12 protein-coding genes are annotated in these 18,385 nt (G+C 36.1%); 9 read left to right on the top strand and 3 right to left on the bottom strand.

Annotation, left to right across the window (positions count from 1 at the left end):
* Nucleotides 1-123: 123 nt before the first annotated feature.
* The 3 genes from ORI89_RS15360 to ORI89_RS15370 are packed head-to-tail and all read left to right on the top strand — an operon-like array spanning nucleotide 124 to nucleotide 5,680.
* Nucleotides 124-3,288 (top strand): SusC/RagA family TonB-linked outer membrane protein, encoded by a 3,165-nt coding sequence (locus ORI89_RS15360; RefSeq protein WP_268231392.1) that lies wholly within the window; start codon nucleotides 124-126, stop codon nucleotides 3,286-3,288.
* Nucleotides 3,289-3,298: 10 nt separating this feature from the next.
* Nucleotides 3,299-4,846 (top strand): RagB/SusD family nutrient uptake outer membrane protein, encoded by a 1,548-nt coding sequence (locus tag ORI89_RS15365; RefSeq protein ID WP_268231393.1) that lies wholly within the window; start codon nucleotides 3,299-3,301, stop codon nucleotides 4,844-4,846.
* 18 nt (nucleotides 4,847-4,864) lie between these two features.
* Entirely contained in the window at nucleotides 4,865-5,680 is an 816-nt protein-coding gene (locus ORI89_RS15370; RefSeq protein ID WP_268231394.1) for a hypothetical protein, read from the top strand.
* Nucleotides 5,681-6,222: 542 nt separating this feature from the next.
* On the opposite strand, the gene ORI89_RS15375 is transcribed toward ORI89_RS15370, so the two are convergent.
* Nucleotides 6,223-6,756: a hypothetical protein gene (locus ORI89_RS15375; RefSeq protein ID WP_268231395.1), complete on the bottom strand. Its 534-nt coding sequence runs from the start codon at nucleotides 6,754-6,756 to the stop codon at nucleotides 6,223-6,225.
* A 793-nt stretch (nucleotides 6,757-7,549) separates the two neighbouring features.
* Here ORI89_RS15375 and ORI89_RS15380 point away from each other — a divergent pair.
* From ORI89_RS15380 to ORI89_RS15395, 4 genes are all read left to right on the top strand, one after another.
* Complete coding sequence (locus ORI89_RS15380) at nucleotides 7,550-10,873, top strand: SusC/RagA family TonB-linked outer membrane protein (RefSeq protein ID WP_268231396.1); 3,324 nt, start codon at nucleotides 7,550-7,552, stop codon at nucleotides 10,871-10,873.
* Nucleotides 10,874-10,878: 5 nt separating this feature from the next.
* Nucleotides 10,879-12,378 (top strand): RagB/SusD family nutrient uptake outer membrane protein, encoded by a 1,500-nt coding sequence (locus tag ORI89_RS15385; RefSeq protein ID WP_268231397.1) that lies wholly within the window; start codon nucleotides 10,879-10,881, stop codon nucleotides 12,376-12,378.
* 249 nt (nucleotides 12,379-12,627) lie between these two features.
* Nucleotides 12,628-13,287 (top strand): hypothetical protein, encoded by a 660-nt coding sequence (locus ORI89_RS15390; RefSeq protein ID WP_268231398.1) that lies wholly within the window; start codon nucleotides 12,628-12,630, stop codon nucleotides 13,285-13,287.
* Nucleotides 13,263-15,035: an alpha/beta hydrolase family protein gene (locus ORI89_RS15395; protein ID WP_268231399.1), complete on the top strand. Its 1,773-nt coding sequence runs from the start codon at nucleotides 13,263-13,265 to the stop codon at nucleotides 15,033-15,035. Before ORI89_RS15390 ends, ORI89_RS15395 begins: the two co-directional genes overlap by 25 nt.
* 1,052 nt (nucleotides 15,036-16,087) lie before the next feature.
* Here ORI89_RS15395 and ORI89_RS15400 read toward each other — a convergent pair.
* A complete protein-coding gene (locus ORI89_RS15400; RefSeq protein ID WP_268231400.1) occupies nucleotides 16,088-16,216 on the bottom strand; it encodes a hypothetical protein in 129 nt (42 codons plus the stop codon).
* Between the two features lie 17 nt (nucleotides 16,217-16,233).
* Nucleotides 16,234-16,761 (bottom strand): helix-turn-helix domain-containing protein, encoded by a 528-nt coding sequence (locus ORI89_RS15405; RefSeq protein WP_268231401.1) that lies wholly within the window; start codon nucleotides 16,759-16,761, stop codon nucleotides 16,234-16,236.
* Nucleotides 16,762-17,025: 264 nt separating this feature from the next.
* Here ORI89_RS15405 and ORI89_RS15410 point away from each other — a divergent pair, with 264 nt between their 5' ends.
* Nucleotides 17,026-17,172 carry a hypothetical protein gene (locus tag ORI89_RS15410; RefSeq protein ID WP_268231402.1) on the top strand — a complete coding sequence of 49 codons (147 nt, stop codon included), beginning with the start codon at nucleotides 17,026-17,028 and terminating at the stop codon, nucleotides 17,170-17,172.
* Between the two features lie 330 nt (nucleotides 17,173-17,502).
* Nucleotides 17,503-18,381, top strand: coding sequence for a TlpA family protein disulfide reductase (locus ORI89_RS15415; RefSeq protein WP_268231403.1), 879 nt, complete (start codon nucleotides 17,503-17,505; stop codon nucleotides 18,379-18,381).
* Nucleotides 18,382-18,385: the final 4 nt, after the last annotated feature.

Here is an 18,385-nt window from a genome sequence, read left to right on the forward strand (position 1 = left end):
GTTTAATCCTGTATATTGCTGTTAAATAATGTTAAATTATTGTTAGCATAAAAGCTACTGACTAAACAACAAAAACAACAGTTTCTTTAATTAAAGAAACATTTTACTAAACAACTAAACAATATGAAACAAAAATTACTCAGTTTTATTTTTGTGCTTTTTTGCCTAGTCGGGCAATCGATTGCACAGAATCGGCAAGTGAGTGGTAGAGTTACTTCATCAACAGATGGTTCCGCTTTAAGTGGTGTCTCTGTATCTGTTGCAGGAGCAAGTGCCGCTACACAAACCGATGGTTCGGGAAATTACTCTATTAATGTGGCAAGCAACGGAACATTAATATTTAGTTACATTGGACATCAGGAACAGCGTATTTCTGTAGGTAGTAGAAGTACGATTAATGTTATTTTGCAAGATGCAGAAACTGCTTTAGACGAAGTGATTGTAGTAGCTTATGGGACAAGCTCCAAATCATCTTTTACAGGTGCTGCTTCTACTGTGAAGTCCGATGTTATTGAAAATCGGTCTATAACGAGTATTACTAAGGCTTTAGATGGTGCAGCTCCGGGGGTAGTTTCTACATCTGGATCAGGTCAACCAGGTTCTGGTGCTAATATCCGCGTAAGAGGTTTCGGTTCAATTAATGCCTCAGCAGATCCTTTGTATGTAGTTGATGGTATACCGTTTAATGGTGATTTGAATTCAATTAATCCTAATGATGTAGAGAGCTTAACTGTCTTAAAAGATGCCGCAGCATCTACTTTATATGGTTCTAGGGCTGCCAATGGTGTAATAATGATCACAACTAAAAGTGGTAAAAATACAGGTAGAATTGATATTAACTTTAAGGCAAATGTTGGTGTAGCCTCTAGAGCTGTAGGTCGTTACGATGTGATGAACCAGAAAGAGTATTTAGAGACGGCTTTTCAGGCATATAAAAATGAAGCCATGGTCGTTAATGGAATCTCTGAGGAGAATGCAGGGTTAGCGGCAATTAATAATATGAAGGGTACAGTAAGTCCTATATTTGGTAAGAATGAACAATATAATCCATATGATCTCCCAGTAGCGGAGCTTTTTGATTTAAGTACAGGTCTAATAAATCCAAAAGCGACTTTGAAATGGGATGATAATTGGATGGATGAAATAAAAGCAGATAAGCCAATTCGACAAGAGTATCAGTTTGATGCTGGAGGTGGGAATGATAAATTTAGGGCCTTCACATCTATGGCTGCGCTAAAAGAAAAAGGATTGCTTAAAACGACAGATTATCAAAGGTATACTGGGCGTGTTAATACTGAGTTTAAACCGATTGATTGGTTTAAAACATCACTTTCAGCCAACTTTTCTAAAGGAGAATCTAATTCTTTAAATAGCACGGGTAGTTCTACTGGTAATGTGTGGTATTCGGCAGAGCAAATGGCACCAATTTATCCTATTTGGGAACGAGAATTAAATGGCGACTTTAAATTAGGGTTGAATGGAGAACGTTTATTTGATTATGGAGAGAATAGAGCATCAGGAGCTCAACAAAAGTTCAATTCTATAGCAACACTCTACGATGATAAGTATTATGATCATCGTAATAATGTTGGAACTAGGGCGTCTATAGAATTTAATACTAAAGATGAGAAGTATGGTGCGTTTCAAGGTTTCGCTTTTGCAGTTAATTTAGGAGTGGATAGTCGCGATAATTCATATACTTACTACTATAATCCTTATTTTGGTAATGCAGCAGGTTCAGGGAGATTAAATAAACAATGGACTAAAGTTTTTTCATATACATTTAATCAATTATTAACATGGGATCGTAGCTTCGATAAGCATAACATAGATGTCTTATTAGGTCATGAAAGTTATAGCTATAAATTTAATTTGTTAAGTGCGCAGAAAACAGGATTTCCTTTTGGTGGCCTGTATGAATTAGCTCCTGGCTCAAGCATCGCAGATGCTAATTCTTATGAGGATAAAGAAACTCTTGAATCCTATTTTAGTAGAATACAATATAATTTTGATAACAAATATTTTTTATCTGGTAGTTTCAGAACAGATGGGTCGTCAAGGTTTAAGAAAAGTGAGCGCTGGGGTAACTTCTTTTCGATTGGTGGCGCATGGAAGCTGTCGGAAGAGGATTTTATGAAAGATTATTCATGGTTGAATAGTTTTACTTTAAAAACTAGTTATGGAAGTCAAGGTAATAATAGCTTAATGTCTGGTTCTACAGCAATGTACTATGCTTGGCAGTCTTTTTATGATTTGACATGGAATAATGGTAATAATAATGGTGGGGTTTTGTCTTCTGTTGAAAATCAAGAAATTTCTTGGGAAAAGAATCATAGTTTTAATGTAGGTTTTGATGGTCGTTTTCTAGAACATAGGTTAACTGTCGGTTTTGATTGGTATACTAGAAAAACCACTGATATGTTATTAAATAGACCTCTAGCATTATCATTGGGGTTTGATGGTTTTAATGATAATATCGGGGATATGAAAAATACGGGGTTTGATTTATCTATTGGATATGATATTATAAAAAGTCAAGATTTAACATGGAATATCACTGCCATGGGATCAAAAGTAAAAAATAAAGTAATAAGACTTACGGACGATCAGAATGAAATTATTTCTGGGACAACAATTGTTCGAGTTGGAGAGGCAATAAATTCTTTTTATATGGCAAGGAGTGCTGGGGTAAATCCTGGTAACGGAGATCAGTTATACTGGGTGTATGATAATAAAGATGATGAGTTCGATGTCAGTAAACATTATGTTTCTGCAGATAAAAATAAAGCTGCAGCCAGTCGCGTTATTGTTGGTAATCGTATCCCGAAAATTTCTGGATCTTTGGCAACTAGTTTGAATTATAAAGGCTTTGATTTTTCAGCTATGGGAACTTATTCAATTGGTGGTAAAATCTATGATCAAGTACATAATAATTATATGAATCCTTTATATATCGGAAATAATTATTCACGAGAGCTTTTAAATGCTTGGAAAAAACCGGGTGATATTACGGATATTCCAAGAATACAGAAAGAAAATACACATACTTTAACTGATCGTGCCGTGGTAGATGCATCTTATTTTGCTATTAAAAATTTAGCAATAGGATATACCTTCGGATTAAATCGTTTGGGCTTAAAATCAATCCGTTTATTTGTCCAAGGAGATAATTTAGCTGTTTTTTCAGCTCGTAAGGGATTAGATCCACAATATAATTTTACAGGGACAACAGATTATGTATATTCTCCAAGCAAAACGATTTCAGGAGGAGTAAATGTTAAATTTTAAATCTAACGTAATGAAAAAAATATTATATTATATAACTGGAGTTTCTTTGATTCTGTCTTTTTCGGCATGTCAAAAAGATTTTTTGGAGACCGCTCCAACAGATAAAGCTACAGAAGAAGAGATGTTTTCAACTATAGAGGGAGCTCAGGTCGCAATGAATGGTATTTATAGGATGCTGTATTCTTCTGGTTGGTCGGTAGGAAATACAGATCAAAACTTTGGCATTCTTTCTACTAAACTTTATACTTCATTAATGGGTGAAGATTTACTACAAGACGCACAAGGTAATGGATGGTTTTATTTTGATTATGGGTATGATGTGAGAAGTAGATTTACTGCAGCAAGTTGGCGTCCATATGCTACATGGAATTTTTATTATACTTTGATTAGTAATGCTAATGTCATTTTATCAAAAGAGGAAACTTTGCCAGGAGACCCCGAGGCAGTGAATGTTGTAATGGCACAAGCGTATGCTATACGTGCCTATGCTTACTTTCAGTTAATACAGTCATTTCAACAAACTTATATGGGGCATCAAGGAGCGCCAGGGGTTCCAGTTTATGTTGAGCCAACAACCTCGAAGTCTGAAGGTAAGGGGAGGGGAACAGTTGAAGATGTTTATAAAGTTATTAATAATGACCTTGATAAGGCTATTCTTCTTTTTTCCAATAATAAAGAATCACAAGAAGGTTATAAAACTAATATAGATTATTATATAGCTAATGCTATTAAGGCTAATGTTAGTTTAGTACAGAATAAGTGGGCGGATGCAGTGGGATATGCTAAAGAAGCATTGTCAAAGCCTGGTTTGGGGATGTTAACAGGAGATGAGTTATATAGCGGTTTTAATAGTGTCTCATTAAAGTCCGTTTTATGGGGTGCGGAAGTGATAGCAGATCAGTCAACAATATATGCTTCCTTCTTTTCACATATGGATGCAAGGGCAGATAGGTATGCGAAGTCATCGAGAAAGGTTATTTATAACTGGTTGTATGATCAAATTCCCAGTACTGATTTGCGTAAAAAATGGTGGAATGGACCAAATGATGGTGGAACAGCTGATCTAAAGCCATATAATCAACATAAATTTAGATATTCAAATATGAATTCTGATTTAGGAGATTATATATTTATGCGAGCTGAAGAAATGCAACTCGTAATGGCAGAAGCATTAGCTAACGATAATAAATTAGTTGAAGCTAAAGCTGCTTTAGAAACTTTAATGAAGGTTCGAAATCCTCAAAGTTATCAATCTGATCTTAATGGTTTAGTAATGTCTAAGGAGTTGAAAATGGGCTCTATAGGGATACCAACGACACTTATGGATATGATTATTTTACAGAGAAGGATTGAGCTGTGGGGAGAGACTGAGCGAATATTTGATATTTTACGACTAAAAACTGGATTTGATAGAAAAGCTTCAGGTACAAATCATACTAAGACATTTTCTTGGAATACTCTAGATCCTAAAAATAAAGAGTTTATATTGACTATACCGCAAAAAGAATTTGATGGCAATCCAAATATGGATGCTACAAAAGATCAAAATCCGATGTAATTATAAAAATTGATTATAATGAAAAATATATATATAAGAATATTTAGTGCTTTGTTACTTTCTATGACTATTTTAGGATGTGATAAGACTGATGGTGCATTATATTCAGGAGAGAGCAACAAATTGAGTTTTTTATCTCCTACTATTAATCTGAACATGGAAACTGGAACACTATTAGTTCCTATAACACGTACATCTTCTAATGGTGATTTTTCCGCCCCAGTAAGTTTAGCTGTTTCAAATGAGAAAGATTTAGACTATTTAGATGTTTTTAAAGTTGATGGTGATGTAAATTTTAAAAATGGCGAAGCAAAAGCATTCGTTTCTATTAAATATGGTAATACTGGAAATATCAATCCAAGTGGTTTTGTCACTACTTTATCTGGCTCTGATGTTATAGCTAAAGTTGCTTTTCCATTACAATTAAAAATATCAAAAGAAAACTTGTCAGCTACTACTATGCCTACTGTGAATGTGCTAGCTTCTTCTGAAGTTGAATTTGATAAGGAGTCAAACACCGGAAAATTAAACTCTAAAGATGGTTGGTTTGGAGATGAGTTTGATGTAGATATACAGCAAGCCAAGAATGGTTCTCAAATTTATAAATTAATCAAACCTTTTGGTTACAGTAATATTTCATTTATGGTAGATGCGGATGGTGAAACTGTTGTCTGTCCGAACCAAGTTATAGACACACATCCTGATTATGGTCCAGTTTCCATCACTAGTGTAAAAGGAAAAAAATCAGGTAAACGAATTGTACTTGATGTTGGGTCATATTCTGTTTCTGCTGGAAGTTTTGGTGGAGGTGTTGAAATAATAGATTTGCCATAGTATTAGGTATAAATAATGATTTATAAACTAATGTTTTAAGTTAACAGAAGCCAGCTAAACTTTAGCTGGCTTTTTAGCTTTATTTATTGTCACTTTGCAATAATATAATTCAAAAAATGCCTTCATCTGAAATCTATAAGCTGGCTAATTCTGAAGGTATATCTTTCATGATAGTTAGTTTGTATATCTCAAGTTTGGTTGTTTTTTTTAGTGGTCTACATGTAAGGTTTATAATGCGTTTTATGGAGTGTTTTGATTATATATCATAATTTGTGCGTGAATCCAACCGTATTTTGCATAGTAATTTCTTAGGGGTGGTACGTGAAAAAAGAAACTTTTTACATTATATTTTTTTGAACAATAAAATATGATAATTGGAATAAATAAACCGTATTTATTTTCTTTTTGAAAAGCGTTAAGTTAAAAATGCTACATAAAATATCGGTTATCATTTTTTGAAGTGATTTTTTATCTAATGAAGGTTTTTTTGATTGAAAAATCAATTAACATCTCCTATCAAACTATATAACTGCTGAGTATAATTATTGGTTTTGAGGGGGGATTGAAGGGAGGGAGTCTATACTATTCTTTAATTGTAGAATTAGACACCAGTCGTTGCGTTCTCCATAAAGGTAATGGAAGACCGAGCTTGGTGTAAAGCCTAAAACTTTTGCTAAACCATATACCTCAAATGAAAATAAATCTTCATTTTCATTGTTTTTTACTCGGTTTAATCTTCCTTTATCGATGCTGGCAGCCTCAGCTAGCTTTCTTTCACTATTTGTAAATAGGGAAATGAATTGATCCAATTTGCTGGCATGTTTGCTTTCCGCATAAATGTAATCATGAATATAATCGTAAAATAATTGTTCGCATAATTCATCGATATTTAATTGTAATTGATCTGCCACCTCGAAAAGTAGTTTTCCATAAAATTTTGTTCCATAACTTGTTATTAATAAGTTTATTCTCTCCCTCTCTATTGTGTATATATCTTTGTGTTTATACCTCTTTCGTAAAATACTATTTACGATTTTTTTGAACAATAAAAACTTATTTGATTTATAATCAGCCATTTAAGTTAAATGTATAGACATTTGTCTTTTTTTAATATTTAAATTATTATATTTGAGATAGTTAGTTATTTTTTTGGCTTCAATTGACGAAGTTTAATTGTCTATAGTCATTTGTTAAATAACGTTAGCTTGATAACAATTAAATTATAAAGCCTCATTATAAACGCATGAATTGTTGCCATATAAAAGGGTTATAAACTAGCATATTATTCTTCTCGTTACTATAGGTGAATTTGTTATAAAAATTAGCCATATAATAAATTTTAGGATTATGAAAGTAAATTTTAATTATCTCACTTTGCCCTTATCTCTTTTAATAAAGACAAGGTGTTTCTCTAAAACTTGTGTGAATTTATTTTACGGTATAATTATCCCGCCTTAGTGGGGCAAGAAAAAAAGAATAGATAAGAAAGACGGCTGCTAGTACTTTATAATTTAAAAAAACTATAAAGCAGCATTGCAGCGATCAATCTTATCTTAATCACCGACTTAATCTCATTAACATTCATGAAGGTCGCACTTCGAGATGATGAGGAGTTGTCAGCTACGTATAAATAATATTCCATTTAAATGTAGTAACAATTTCTTCATTGACAAAATATGTATATAGGGTTTTGTCGGTGTATTAAAATAAAACTAACGAGTTTATCACTTACATAAGTTGCTTTAAGCTTTTCATATCGACTTTAGTAAGTGCAATTATTAAACTATATATGCCTTAAAAATGAAGAACTTTTACTGGTACAGGAGTGTTGTGCTTTTTATAAAACGCACTTTACAATTCCTGCAATGCATGTCTTTTAATAGACGTGCTTTAAATGTGTTTTCTTGGATATTATTCATCACTATGTTGTTTAGTGGTTTAGTAGAAGCCCGTGAGTCCCACGCCCGTGGGACCATTGGGTCTTCACAAGAAAGAATTATAGAGGGGAAAGTAACGTCTGCTCAAGATGGTAAGCCACTTGCTGGAGTAACTGTCAGGGAGCTAAATAGAACAGCTGTGACACAAACAGACAATAATGGAAATTATAACATTAAGGTGTCGTCTGCTAGCTCTTCCTTATCTTTTTCTCTTTTAGGATATGTTGAAGCTACAGAGACTATTGATAACCGTAGTATTTTAAATATCTCTTTGATAGAGTCGTTGACTGATTTGGATGATGTAATTGTTGTCGCATATGGTACTGTTAAAAAATCCGATTTTACTGGTTCAGCTACTCAAATCGGAGCAAAAGAGTTAGATAAACGCCCGTTAAGTAACGTTTTAGGCGCGTTACAAGGGGCAGGGCCAGGCATTCAAACTGCTGCTCCTTCTGGAGCACCAGGTTCATCACCTACCATTAATATTAGAGGTGTTGGCTCCTACTCGGCTTCAAATAATCCTTTAATAGTAGTTGATGGTGTTCCTTTCGACGGAGGGATGTCAAATATTAATCCTGCAGATATTGAGACGGTTACTGTTCTCAAAGATGCAGCAACAATTGCTATGTATGGTTCGAGGGGAGCTAATGGTGTTATTATGGTGACAACAAAAGGAGGGAAAGCCGGTGTTACTAATTTGGACGTATCTGTCCAGATGGGAACTAATCACAATGCGGCTCCAAAATATAATACAGTTTCTGCGGGCGAGTATTATGAATTGATGTGGCAAGCATATACTAACAATTTACATTACGGAACATTAAAAGTGCCACTAGACGTTGCTAGGCAGATCGGATCTGGACTTTTGACTAGGAATTCGGCAGGTCTTCAAGTATATGAAGGGCAAACATTTCAAGATATTGTTCAGTATTTAGGTAATTATAATGCTTTTAATGTAGCAAACGATCAGTTAGTGGGGACAGATGGCAAGTTGAATTCTGCTGCTCAATTTAAATATAATGGTTTTTCATCTTGGGAGGATGAGGCTTCTAGAAATGGGAAACGTAATGAGTACAATATTAGTTACTCAACGGGAATAAAGAATACGGATGTATATGCTTCTTTAAACTATTTGGATGACAATGGATGGGGATTACGTTCATCTGCAGATCGGTTCTCGGGCCGTGTAAATGCAAACACTAGAATCACAGAGTGGTTGAAAACTGGTCTAAATATTTCCGGTGGTACCACTAAGTTTGATTATGCGTATACCGGTGGTAGTTCAATCAATAATCCATTTGCATTTTCTAGAGGTATTGCTCCAATTTACCCAGTTTATTTAAGAGATCCTTCTACAGGTGATCTTGTGTACGACTATCTAGGTAACAGACGTTATGATTATGGAAATCTTGTAGCTGAATATGGTCTTTCCAGACCTTATAATAGTGGGCGTCACGCAATAGCAGAAACATTAATGAATAAAAGTCGTTCAGATAGAGATTTTGGTTCTGCAAGAACATTTATAGAGGCTAATATCTTACCTTGGTTGGTATTTAACACTTCGTTTAGTGCCGATCTCCAAAATTATCGTGAAGAGGGATATGAAAACACAGAGGTTGGAGATGGTGCACCTGCAGGTAGGTACAATCAAGATTGGTATAGGCAGCTGAGTTATACTTTTAATCAAACTCTTCGTGCTAATAATACTTTTGGCATACATAACTTGGAAACACTACTAGGGCATGAATTTTATTCGTACAAAACAGAATCTATTTCTGGAAGACGTACTGGTCAGGGCTTTGAAGGGATGTATGTGTTCTCCAACTTTTCAGATATTGCAAGTCTATCTTCTGGTTTAGGTGAAACAGCTGTTGAAAGCTATTTTGCACGAGCAAACTATAATTATGATAGTCGTTACTATTTAAGTGCGATGATCAGGAGAGATGGTAACTCTAGATTTCCGGAGCATCTAAGGTGGGCAAATTTCTGGTCTGTAGGTGGGGCTTGGCGCTTGGATCAAGAAAGTTTTTTTGCAAATGACTACACCGATTTGTTTAAGTTAAGAGCTTCCTATGGTAAGCTGGGTAATGCTATGTTGTTGACTGGAGGTAATCAAGATTATTATCCTTACCAGCCAGGATATAGTATAGGATATAATAATGCTTCAGCTTCAGGAGCAGCGCTAACGGTCTTAGGTTCTAACGAGTTAACTTGGGAGTCGCAAAAGCCTTTAGATGTAGGAGTAGACTTCTCATTTTTAAAAGGGCGTATAGTAGGATCTTTAGAGTATTACAGCAGAAAATCAGATGGATTATTGTTCAATGTACAGCAACCTTATCATAACGGGGGTACGACAGGTGGTTCATTCCAAATAGCGAAGAACGTGGGCTCAATGGATAATAAAGGAATTGAATTATCTATAACTGGTAATCTGATTCGTAAGGAGGATTTTAATTGGAATTTGGGACTGAACTTAACGACAATAAAGAATAAAGTGACAAAAATGCCAGAGGAAACTCCAGAAATCGTGAGCTCTCCTTATAAAAGAGAGGTTGGAAAATCTCTGTACGAGTATTATACAAGAACTTATTATGGCGTAGACCCTGAAACTGGTAGAGCACTTTACCTAGGATTAAAAGAAGATGTAACATATGATCCACAATCAGAGGAATACAAATTAATTGATCGTGGTAATGGACTTACGGACACAGTTACCTTCGATCATAATGCTGCACGCCTGAGTTATGTGGGGAAATCTTCATTGCCACCAGTTTATGGTAGCATTGTGAATGAGTTTAGTTATAAAAACTTTGATTTTGGTTTTGTTTTAACGTATAGTTTGGGAGGGTATTATAATGAAAGTGGCTACTCTTCTTTAATGAGCTCTGGCCCTAATAATGGAGCTAATTTGCATCGTGATTTATATGGTGCATGGCAGAAGCCAGGAGATATCACGGATATTCCACTTATGGATGTAGGTCGCACAGCTCAGAATGGTGCTATGTCGACGAGATGGTTGCAAAAGGCATCTTATTTAAATATTAGTGCGGTTAATATAAGTTATAGATTACCAGAAAGTCTAATATCGCAAGCAGGTATCAAGCGTGCCCGTGTATTTGCAAGTGCTGAAAACCTATACTTTTGGTCTGCTCGTAAAGGATTTAACCCAGTTGGAGGCGGGCTGACATCTGTATCGGCTAATTCGGCTTACACGCATGGACGAACAATTAACTTTGGTGTGAACTTTGGATTTTAAGAGCTATGAAAATTTTTAGAAACAGTAAATTAAGAATATTTTCTACAGCAGTGACGGTAGTGACTTTATCACTGACAAGTTGTAGTAAAGATGCATTACAATTAGATCCTGTCAGTAGAGTTGCGCCATCTACTGTATTTGCAACTACTCAAAATGCATATGCGGCAATAAACGGAATGCATAAATATCTATACTCGCAGTGGCACGACAATCAAGCAGCGGGTGGACAGAGTGGAAATATGCTATATATGGAAGTCTTGGGAGAAGATTTCGTGATGACGGCGCAAGCTAATGGATGGTTCATCAATGAATATAAATGGTTGAACCATCGAAATGCAGAATCAAATATTAACCTCTTCAACTATGCATTTTATTATGCAATGATAGGCAATGCCAATGCTATTATAGCTAATATAGATGGTGCAGTAGGGCCAGATGAAGATAAAAACTTTCTAAAAGCCCAGGCATTGACTTATAGAGCTTGGAGTTATTATCAAATGGTACAGTTGTATGGTAAGCGCTATGTTAAAGGGGGGGATAATGGTAGCCTTGGAGTGCCAATAATTAAAGAGGCAAGTTTAGAAGCCAAGCCAAGAAATACGGTGGAAGAGGTTTATGCGCAAGTTAATCAGGATTTGGATGAGGCTATTATCTTGTTTGGTTCTGCAAAAAGTAGACCAGATAAATCTCACCTTAATGTAAATGTGGCGAAGGGAGTTAAAGCACGAGTGGCATTAACCCAACAAAATTATGAAGTGGCCGCTACTAATGCTCGTGAAGCTAAACAAGGTTTTACATTAATGAATCCAGAACAATATATTGATGGATTTGTAAGTTTCTCTAACCCAGAATGGATGTGGGGTATAAATCACAGAGATGATCAGCCTACATATTTTTATTCTTTTTATGCTTATATAGGGAATTTTAGCTCTACAAATACAAGGGGAAATCCGAAGGCTATTAATTCTTTATTGTATGCTAAGATTTCTGATACGGATATTCGGAAGCAATTGTGGGATCCTACGGGGGCAGATAACACATTTCCTTTAGCTGCTAGTGGTGTAAGAATGCCATACATGACACGTAAATTTACGATGCCTAATCCGAATAATAGTAATGGAGATCTTGCTTTTATGAGAGCTGCTGAGATGTTCCTCATAGAGGCAGAAGCTTTAGCAAATTTGACAGGTAGAGAGGTAGATGCGCGAAAAGCACTTTTTGATTTAGTAATTACTAGAGATCCTGATTATACACTGTCTACTAAGTCGGGAGCTCCATTAATTGAAGAAATTTTAACGCATAGAAGAGTAGAGTTATGGGGAGAAGGGTTTCGCTTCTATGATTTAAAAAGGTTGAATATGCCATTAAATAGAGAGGGAGCGAACCATATAGCTTCATTGGCAGGAGTCCTGACAGTGCCCGCAGGGGATAAAAGGTGGGAATTCTTAATCCCTCAAGGCGAGTTAAATAGAACATTAGATGTTGTGAAACAAAATCCAATTTAATCTTACAGTTCATTGTTGAAATATAAGAAGAGCTACTTTTCAAGAGTAGTTCTTCTTTTTAAAATGCAAAAGTATTCTTATGTTAAAATAATACTGTTATTTAAATATTTGGACGAGGAATACTCGCATTAATGGAGTGTTAGGCAAATAAAATTTTCTATTTATGAAAAGTGGTGTTAAGTGTTTATCTTTAAAAAATTACTAACACCACTTTTTTATTAAAGTATTGTTTAACTAAATAATAAATCTATGCGTATTCTTTTAAGTGCTCTCCTTATAGGAAGTTATTTTTTCAGTGTAGGTCAAGAAAACATTAATTTTCAAAAACCTTCGGCGGAAATCTATGAGTTGGCTAATTTTGAACGTGTGCCTTCCGTGATGATAAGTCCGGATACCGAGTGGATGCTATCTGTCTATAGGCCCACATATAAAAATTTGAACGATTTAAATCAGGAGGAAATGCGATTGGCAGGGTTGCGGATAAATCCTCTTCTTAACATATCAAGTGGAGTAACCTACTCGCACAGGATAACCATTAAACCTATCGCCGGTAAAGAAGAGATGCAAATTCTTGGGATGCCCGATAATGCACAGATTGCACATATTTCTTTTTCGCCTGACTCCAAGCACGTTGCTTTTACAAATACCACAGCTAAGGGCGTAGAGCTTTGGGTTGTTAATGTCCAGGAGCGGCAAGCTAAAAAGCTGTCAGCAGATAATCTGAATGCTAATATGGGAAACCCCTATACGTGGTATAAGGATGGTCAAAAGCTGTTAATAGAAAGATTGCCTGATAATCGTCCAGCATTAATTGACGGACGAAAAGATCTTCCTAAAGGGCCTATTGTATCCAATAGTACAATAGTACAGGGGAAGTTTCGCAATTGCGTACTTATCAGGATTTGTTAAAAACGCCTGATGACGAGGCTAACTTTGAAACTCTTGCAAAGTCTGAGCTCTATTGGGTCACTTTAGATGGCTCTCAAAGCAAGTTTAAAGACGCTGCAATTTACGGTAGTCTGTCATTTTCTCCAGATGGAAATTACATACTAGCAACTACCATTGAGCGGCCCTACTCATATGTGGTAGCGCTGTATAGCTTTCCACAAAACAGCGTAGTCTACGACATTGATGGCAACTTAATAAAAGAGGTTAATAAAGTGCCGCTTATTGAAATTCAACCCAAAGGATTTTCGTCTACAAGAACCGGTAAACGCAATATGTATTGGCGGGCTGATAAGCCAGCGAGCCTGTATTATGTAGAAGCATTGGATGGTGGCGATGCTACGAAAAGTGCAGATTTTAGAGATGAGCTCTATACTTGGGATGCTCCTTTTACTTCACAGGCAACATCTTTGATGAAACTAAATGATCGTTTTGCAGGTGTGTTATGGGGCGATGATAATAATGCTATAGTGTCTACTAGCTTTTATGATACGCGAAGTGATAAACGATATTTACTAAACCCTCGCACAGGAGAAAGTAAGCTTCTTTTAGAACGTAACTCGCAGGACGTATATAGTCATCCTGGTAGTGTGCATATGGAAAGAAATGCTTTTGGGCGCTACGTTATGTACATCGACAAAAACAAAATATATTGGACAGGGCCAGGGTTTTCTAAAGAAGGTCAGTTCCCATTTATAGAAGAACAGGACTTAAAAAATCTGGCTAAAAAACGTCTTTATACTTCTGAATATAAAGATAAAAAGGAAGATATTATTTCTATCACAGATATTAAGCGTCAGCAAGCATTAGTGTCTATACAGTCAGCAACGGAATACCCGAACTATTACCTCCGAGATTTAAAGAAAAATAAACTGGATACGCTAACCCGTTTTGAAAACCCATTTAAATCACTGGCTAATGTTCACAAAGAGGTGATTAATTATAAGCGTAGCGACGGGGTGGATTTGTCCGGAACTTTGTACTTGCCTGCAGGATATGACAGGAATGCGAAAAACCAAAAGCTACCTTTGCTTATTTGGGCTTACCCTACAGAGTTTAATAGCAAGGACGCTGCTGGTCAAAGTACAGCCAATCCTAATTCTTTTACTTTTCCGTCTTATGGATCCTTTATCTATTGGGTTTCCAAAGGTTATGCAGTATTAGATGATGCCTCTTTCCCTATTATTGGTGAAAAGGGAACAGAACCAAACGATACTTTTATTGAGCAGTTGGTTGCTAACGGTAAGGCTGCGATCGATGCGGTTGATGAGTTGGGTTATATTGATCGTTCGAAAGTGGGAGTTGGCGGGCACTCTTATGGTGCTTTTATGGTGGCTCACCTACTTTCAAACTCTGATCTTTTTGCGGCTGGAGTCGCTCGGTCAGGAGCTTATAACCGTACTTTAACACCATTTGGATTTCAGCGCGAACAGCGAAATTATTGGGATAATCCAGAGTTGTATAACACGATGTCACCATTTATGAGTGCAAACAGGATGAAGACCCCCATTTTATTGATACATGGAAATGCAGATAACAATCCCGGAACGTTTACCCTGCAGACAGAACGTTACTTCCAAGCACTAAAGAACCTAGGTGCTCCGGCTCGTATGGTTTTACTTCCCTTAGAGTCTCATGGTTATGCAGCAGAAGAAAGTATCATGCATACCCTGTGGGAGCAAGATCAGTTTTTGGAGAAATACCTAAAATAGTTTTAATAGTGAGTTACAAGTATATGTGCTTGTAACTCGCTTTGTCAAATCTTTACAGGTGCCTATCTGTGATCGGTTGTTTCGAACTAGTGATTGCTTTATGTAAAGAAGTGATTACCTTTTCTTGCAAAGTGATCCCTTTTTGCTACAAAGTGATCACTTGTTGGCTCATTGTGATCTCTTGTTGGTTTATAGTGATTCGTATTCTGAACTTGTGATTCCTTTTTACGAAGAAGTGATCACTATGCGTGATGAAGTGGTCGCATTTTAGTGTAAAGTGATTACATTTTCTTACAAAGTGATCTCTTGTTGGTTTATAGTGATTCGTATTTCTGAACTTGTGATTCCTTTTTACGAAGAAGTGATCACTATGCGTGATGAAGTGGTCACATTTTAGTGTAAAGTGATCACATTTTCTTACAAAGTGATCACTTCTTGGTATTAAGTGATCCCTTGTTGTGTAAATGTGGTTGCTTTTTGTTAAGAGGTGATCACTGGATGGTGAAGAGCAGTCGCTGAACGTGACAAAGTGATCCCTTTTAGCAACGCTTTGCGGGCAATGTGACACCATCCCAATAAGTGTGTAAACGTGTTTTAACTATTTTTCAATCCAGACTGGAATAGAAAAGAGTAAGAAAGAAGAAGCCATTGCCATAGCTTTAGAGTTTAAGAAAATAGGTCTACCTATTGCAGATATTGCTAAGGGCACGGGCTTTTCTGTAGAAGAGGTAGAAAACCTCTAGATAATAGATAGTATATTTATAGGTATTTTGAGCCTTCTTGATGTAAATTGGGATGGCTTTTTTATGCCTCCTTACAAAAGCATTGATTATTTGAATGCTAACCCTAACAGCGATATCGCTTCTCAAAACAGCAGAGAGCATAGTTACTCCTTGTTCAGTAAACGCATAAGGGTTTGTAGAAGCATACTTTAGTTTTTCAAACCGGTCGCAATTTGCGACCAATTCATTTTTTTTCTATATCACTCAGTTGAAATCGAAAAGATTTAGGAAAACGTTCACTATTTCTTTTGACCTTGCTTAGTTAGTCTTTTAAACTTCAACTCGATACATATCAGCCAGATCTCTATCCAGCAGACCTGTTCGCCACGAATTTTGAAGATTCTGTTTTCTATTTGCTGTTGTGATATTCCCTATACTTTGGTCATAGTTGTTTTTCATTTGCCGGTTTTATACTTTTATTTTTCTTTATTCTCCTTTACAAATGGCACCAATATTATAGGGCGTTCACCGTCACCGTAGAAGTACTCAAATAATTGACTGGGGCTGATTTCTAAAAGTTTTGCGATAATATATAACTCTTCTGCATAAGGCCTTTTGTAAGTGTTTGTCAAAAGTTTGTTTAACCTTACGTTCTTAATTCCTGTAGCGTTTTCTAAATAACTCTGTGGCTTGAATACATTAAATAGCAATTGTCCGAGTTTGGATTCCCATTTGTTGTCTGGGCTTTTGATTTGTGAGCTCTGAAAAATTTTATCACAGCTAACATCAAAATTGAGATGAGTGCATTTTATTATTTTATAAAATTCGTCTGCATATAGTAATGTGTTTTTGTCATTAAATAGTTTATTGACCTTAGTTGTTGAAAATTTTGTGGAGTCTGCAACAGACTTTTGTGAAATATTATTTATAGTCAAAAAGCTACCTAGAGCTGTCAAATTAGCCATTTTATGATTGAGATTAATTATTTGGTTAAAAGCTTTCAAATAATGTATTTTAATATTATATTTGTCTTATAATCAGTTTATCTGATTGAGTCTCGAACATCGAAACGGCAAATTTCAAATACACGGGACGTAGGGTTTGCGAACCCCCATACTTTTTGTATTTTTACAAAAAGAAGGGGCTAGCCTCCCTATCTGGAATTGTGTTGAGGTTCTTTGCCGTACCAGATGTTCAATGAAAGATAGTAGAGGCTAGCCTTTTTTTTATTAGCCCTGTTTTACTTTCTCTTGAGACTCTTTTTAAAAATGTATAACCAACATTATAAATTGTATGATACACAAAGAGTCATTTCCCATTTACAAGCAGCAGCTGCAATTGCAGGGGCGGCTTGCTTACACCTTATCGTTATTGATAAAGAACGTTTGTTGCCCGCCGGATTAACGGCAGGCTAAAAATAAACAGATGCAAAAAGGGTAGGCTTATCAGCCAATATATTACATAAAGAAAAGGCGCCTAATAAAACCTTTTCAAAACATAGTATAAGCGTTTGAGCATCACAATGCTTTAACGTGCCCTCTGTATCTGTCTGCCGACTTTTCCTATAAAAACTATACAGTTTTTAAGTTTGCTAAAAATCGGTCAATTTCATGTTTGCACAATAAATATAGCCTGATTTTTTAGTATTCCCAAGCTGTTGCGTTTTCCCTATGGCATAAACATGGGGAGGAAAGTCGGTTTTTTGACTTATTTATTCAATAAAAAGAATTAAAAACCAGATTATTATGATGCGATTTTTACGCAAAGGGGATTGTTATGCCCTTTCAAAACCTATAAAGAATAGATATTACTTATTTCTAAATAGCTTTCAATGTTTATTGCTGTCTCTCAGCACAATTTATTATCAGTTTAGTTGTAATGTTCAGAAGTCCCGCGCCCGCGGGACAACTGGCTATGGCGTGGAGAGAGATAGTAGGGTAAGGGGAGTGGTAAAAGAGAGGCTGCTTCGCATTGCTCGCCGTGACGGAAGGCGATCAGCTGCGGTGTTATCAACGATATTTTGTGTGCTGTTTAGTTTCGCTTCCGTTATGGAAGCACAGGCTCAGAAGCCCCGCCAAGGTGGGGCGACTGGCTCTAAAAACGCTGAGCTAGCTGTTCCCGAAGCAGGGGTCGTGTTAGGGGACCGGTTGCCTGAAGCTTTTTGGATGCAAGAATTATTACTTACCAACGATCCTCTAGGGCGTGAGAAATTAGAATTATCTGACTTTAAAGATAAGCTCCTTATTTTGGATTTTTTTAATACCGCATGCAGGCCGTGTATCGCATCTATTGACATATGGAATGCTTTACAAAAAGAATTTAAATCAGACGTGGCGGTGCTAGCTGTACATCTGTACGGTGATAATAAGTTGGTCTCAGCATTTGCTGACAAGCGAGGTTGGGAATTGCCTATTGCCGTGGGAAATAAGGCGGATACGCTTATCAATCAATTATTCTATGCGCATAGAAGTTTTGGGCAGGTATGGATAATGGACGGTCAGTTACTGGCTATCCCTAAACATAAAGACGTAAATGCAGAGCTTGTTAGAAAAGCATTAATGCGCAAGCCGCTTGATATTGAGATGAATGATTACTACACCTATTTTGATAAAACATTAAATTAAAAAA

It is taken from the genome of Sphingobacterium sp. UT-1RO-CII-1, assembly GCF_026711005.1.
Lineage (GTDB): Bacteria > Bacteroidota > Bacteroidia > Sphingobacteriales > Sphingobacteriaceae > Sphingobacterium.

What these genes read in the sequence shown, in the direction of transcription:
- ORI89_RS15360 (WP_268231392.1), top strand. Translation starts at nt 124, where the DNA reads ATGAAACAAAAATTACTCAGTTTTATTTTTGTGCTTTTTTGCCTAGTC.
- ORI89_RS15365 (WP_268231393.1), top strand. Translation starts at nt 3,299, where the DNA reads ATGAAAAAAATATTATATTATATAACTGGAGTTTCTTTGATTCTGTCT.
- ORI89_RS15370 (WP_268231394.1), top strand. Translation starts at nt 4,865, where the DNA reads ATGAAAAATATATATATAAGAATATTTAGTGCTTTGTTACTTTCTATG.
- ORI89_RS15375 (WP_268231395.1), bottom strand. Translation starts at nt 6,756, where the DNA reads ATGGCTGATTATAAATCAAATAAGTTTTTATTGTTCAAAAAAATCGTA.
- ORI89_RS15380 (WP_268231396.1), top strand. Translation starts at nt 7,550, where the DNA reads ATGTCTTTTAATAGACGTGCTTTAAATGTGTTTTCTTGGATATTATTC.
- ORI89_RS15385 (WP_268231397.1), top strand. Translation starts at nt 10,879, where the DNA reads ATGAAAATTTTTAGAAACAGTAAATTAAGAATATTTTCTACAGCAGTG.
- ORI89_RS15390 (WP_268231398.1), top strand. Translation starts at nt 12,628, where the DNA reads ATGCGTATTCTTTTAAGTGCTCTCCTTATAGGAAGTTATTTTTTCAGT.
- ORI89_RS15400 (WP_268231400.1), bottom strand. Translation starts at nt 16,216, where the DNA reads ATGAAAAACAACTATGACCAAAGTATAGGGAATATCACAACAGCAAAT.
- ORI89_RS15410 (WP_268231402.1), top strand. Translation starts at nt 17,026, where the DNA reads ATGTATAACCAACATTATAAATTGTATGATACACAAAGAGTCATTTCC.
- ORI89_RS15415 (WP_268231403.1), top strand. Translation starts at nt 17,503, where the DNA reads ATGATGCGATTTTTACGCAAAGGGGATTGTTATGCCCTTTCAAAACCT.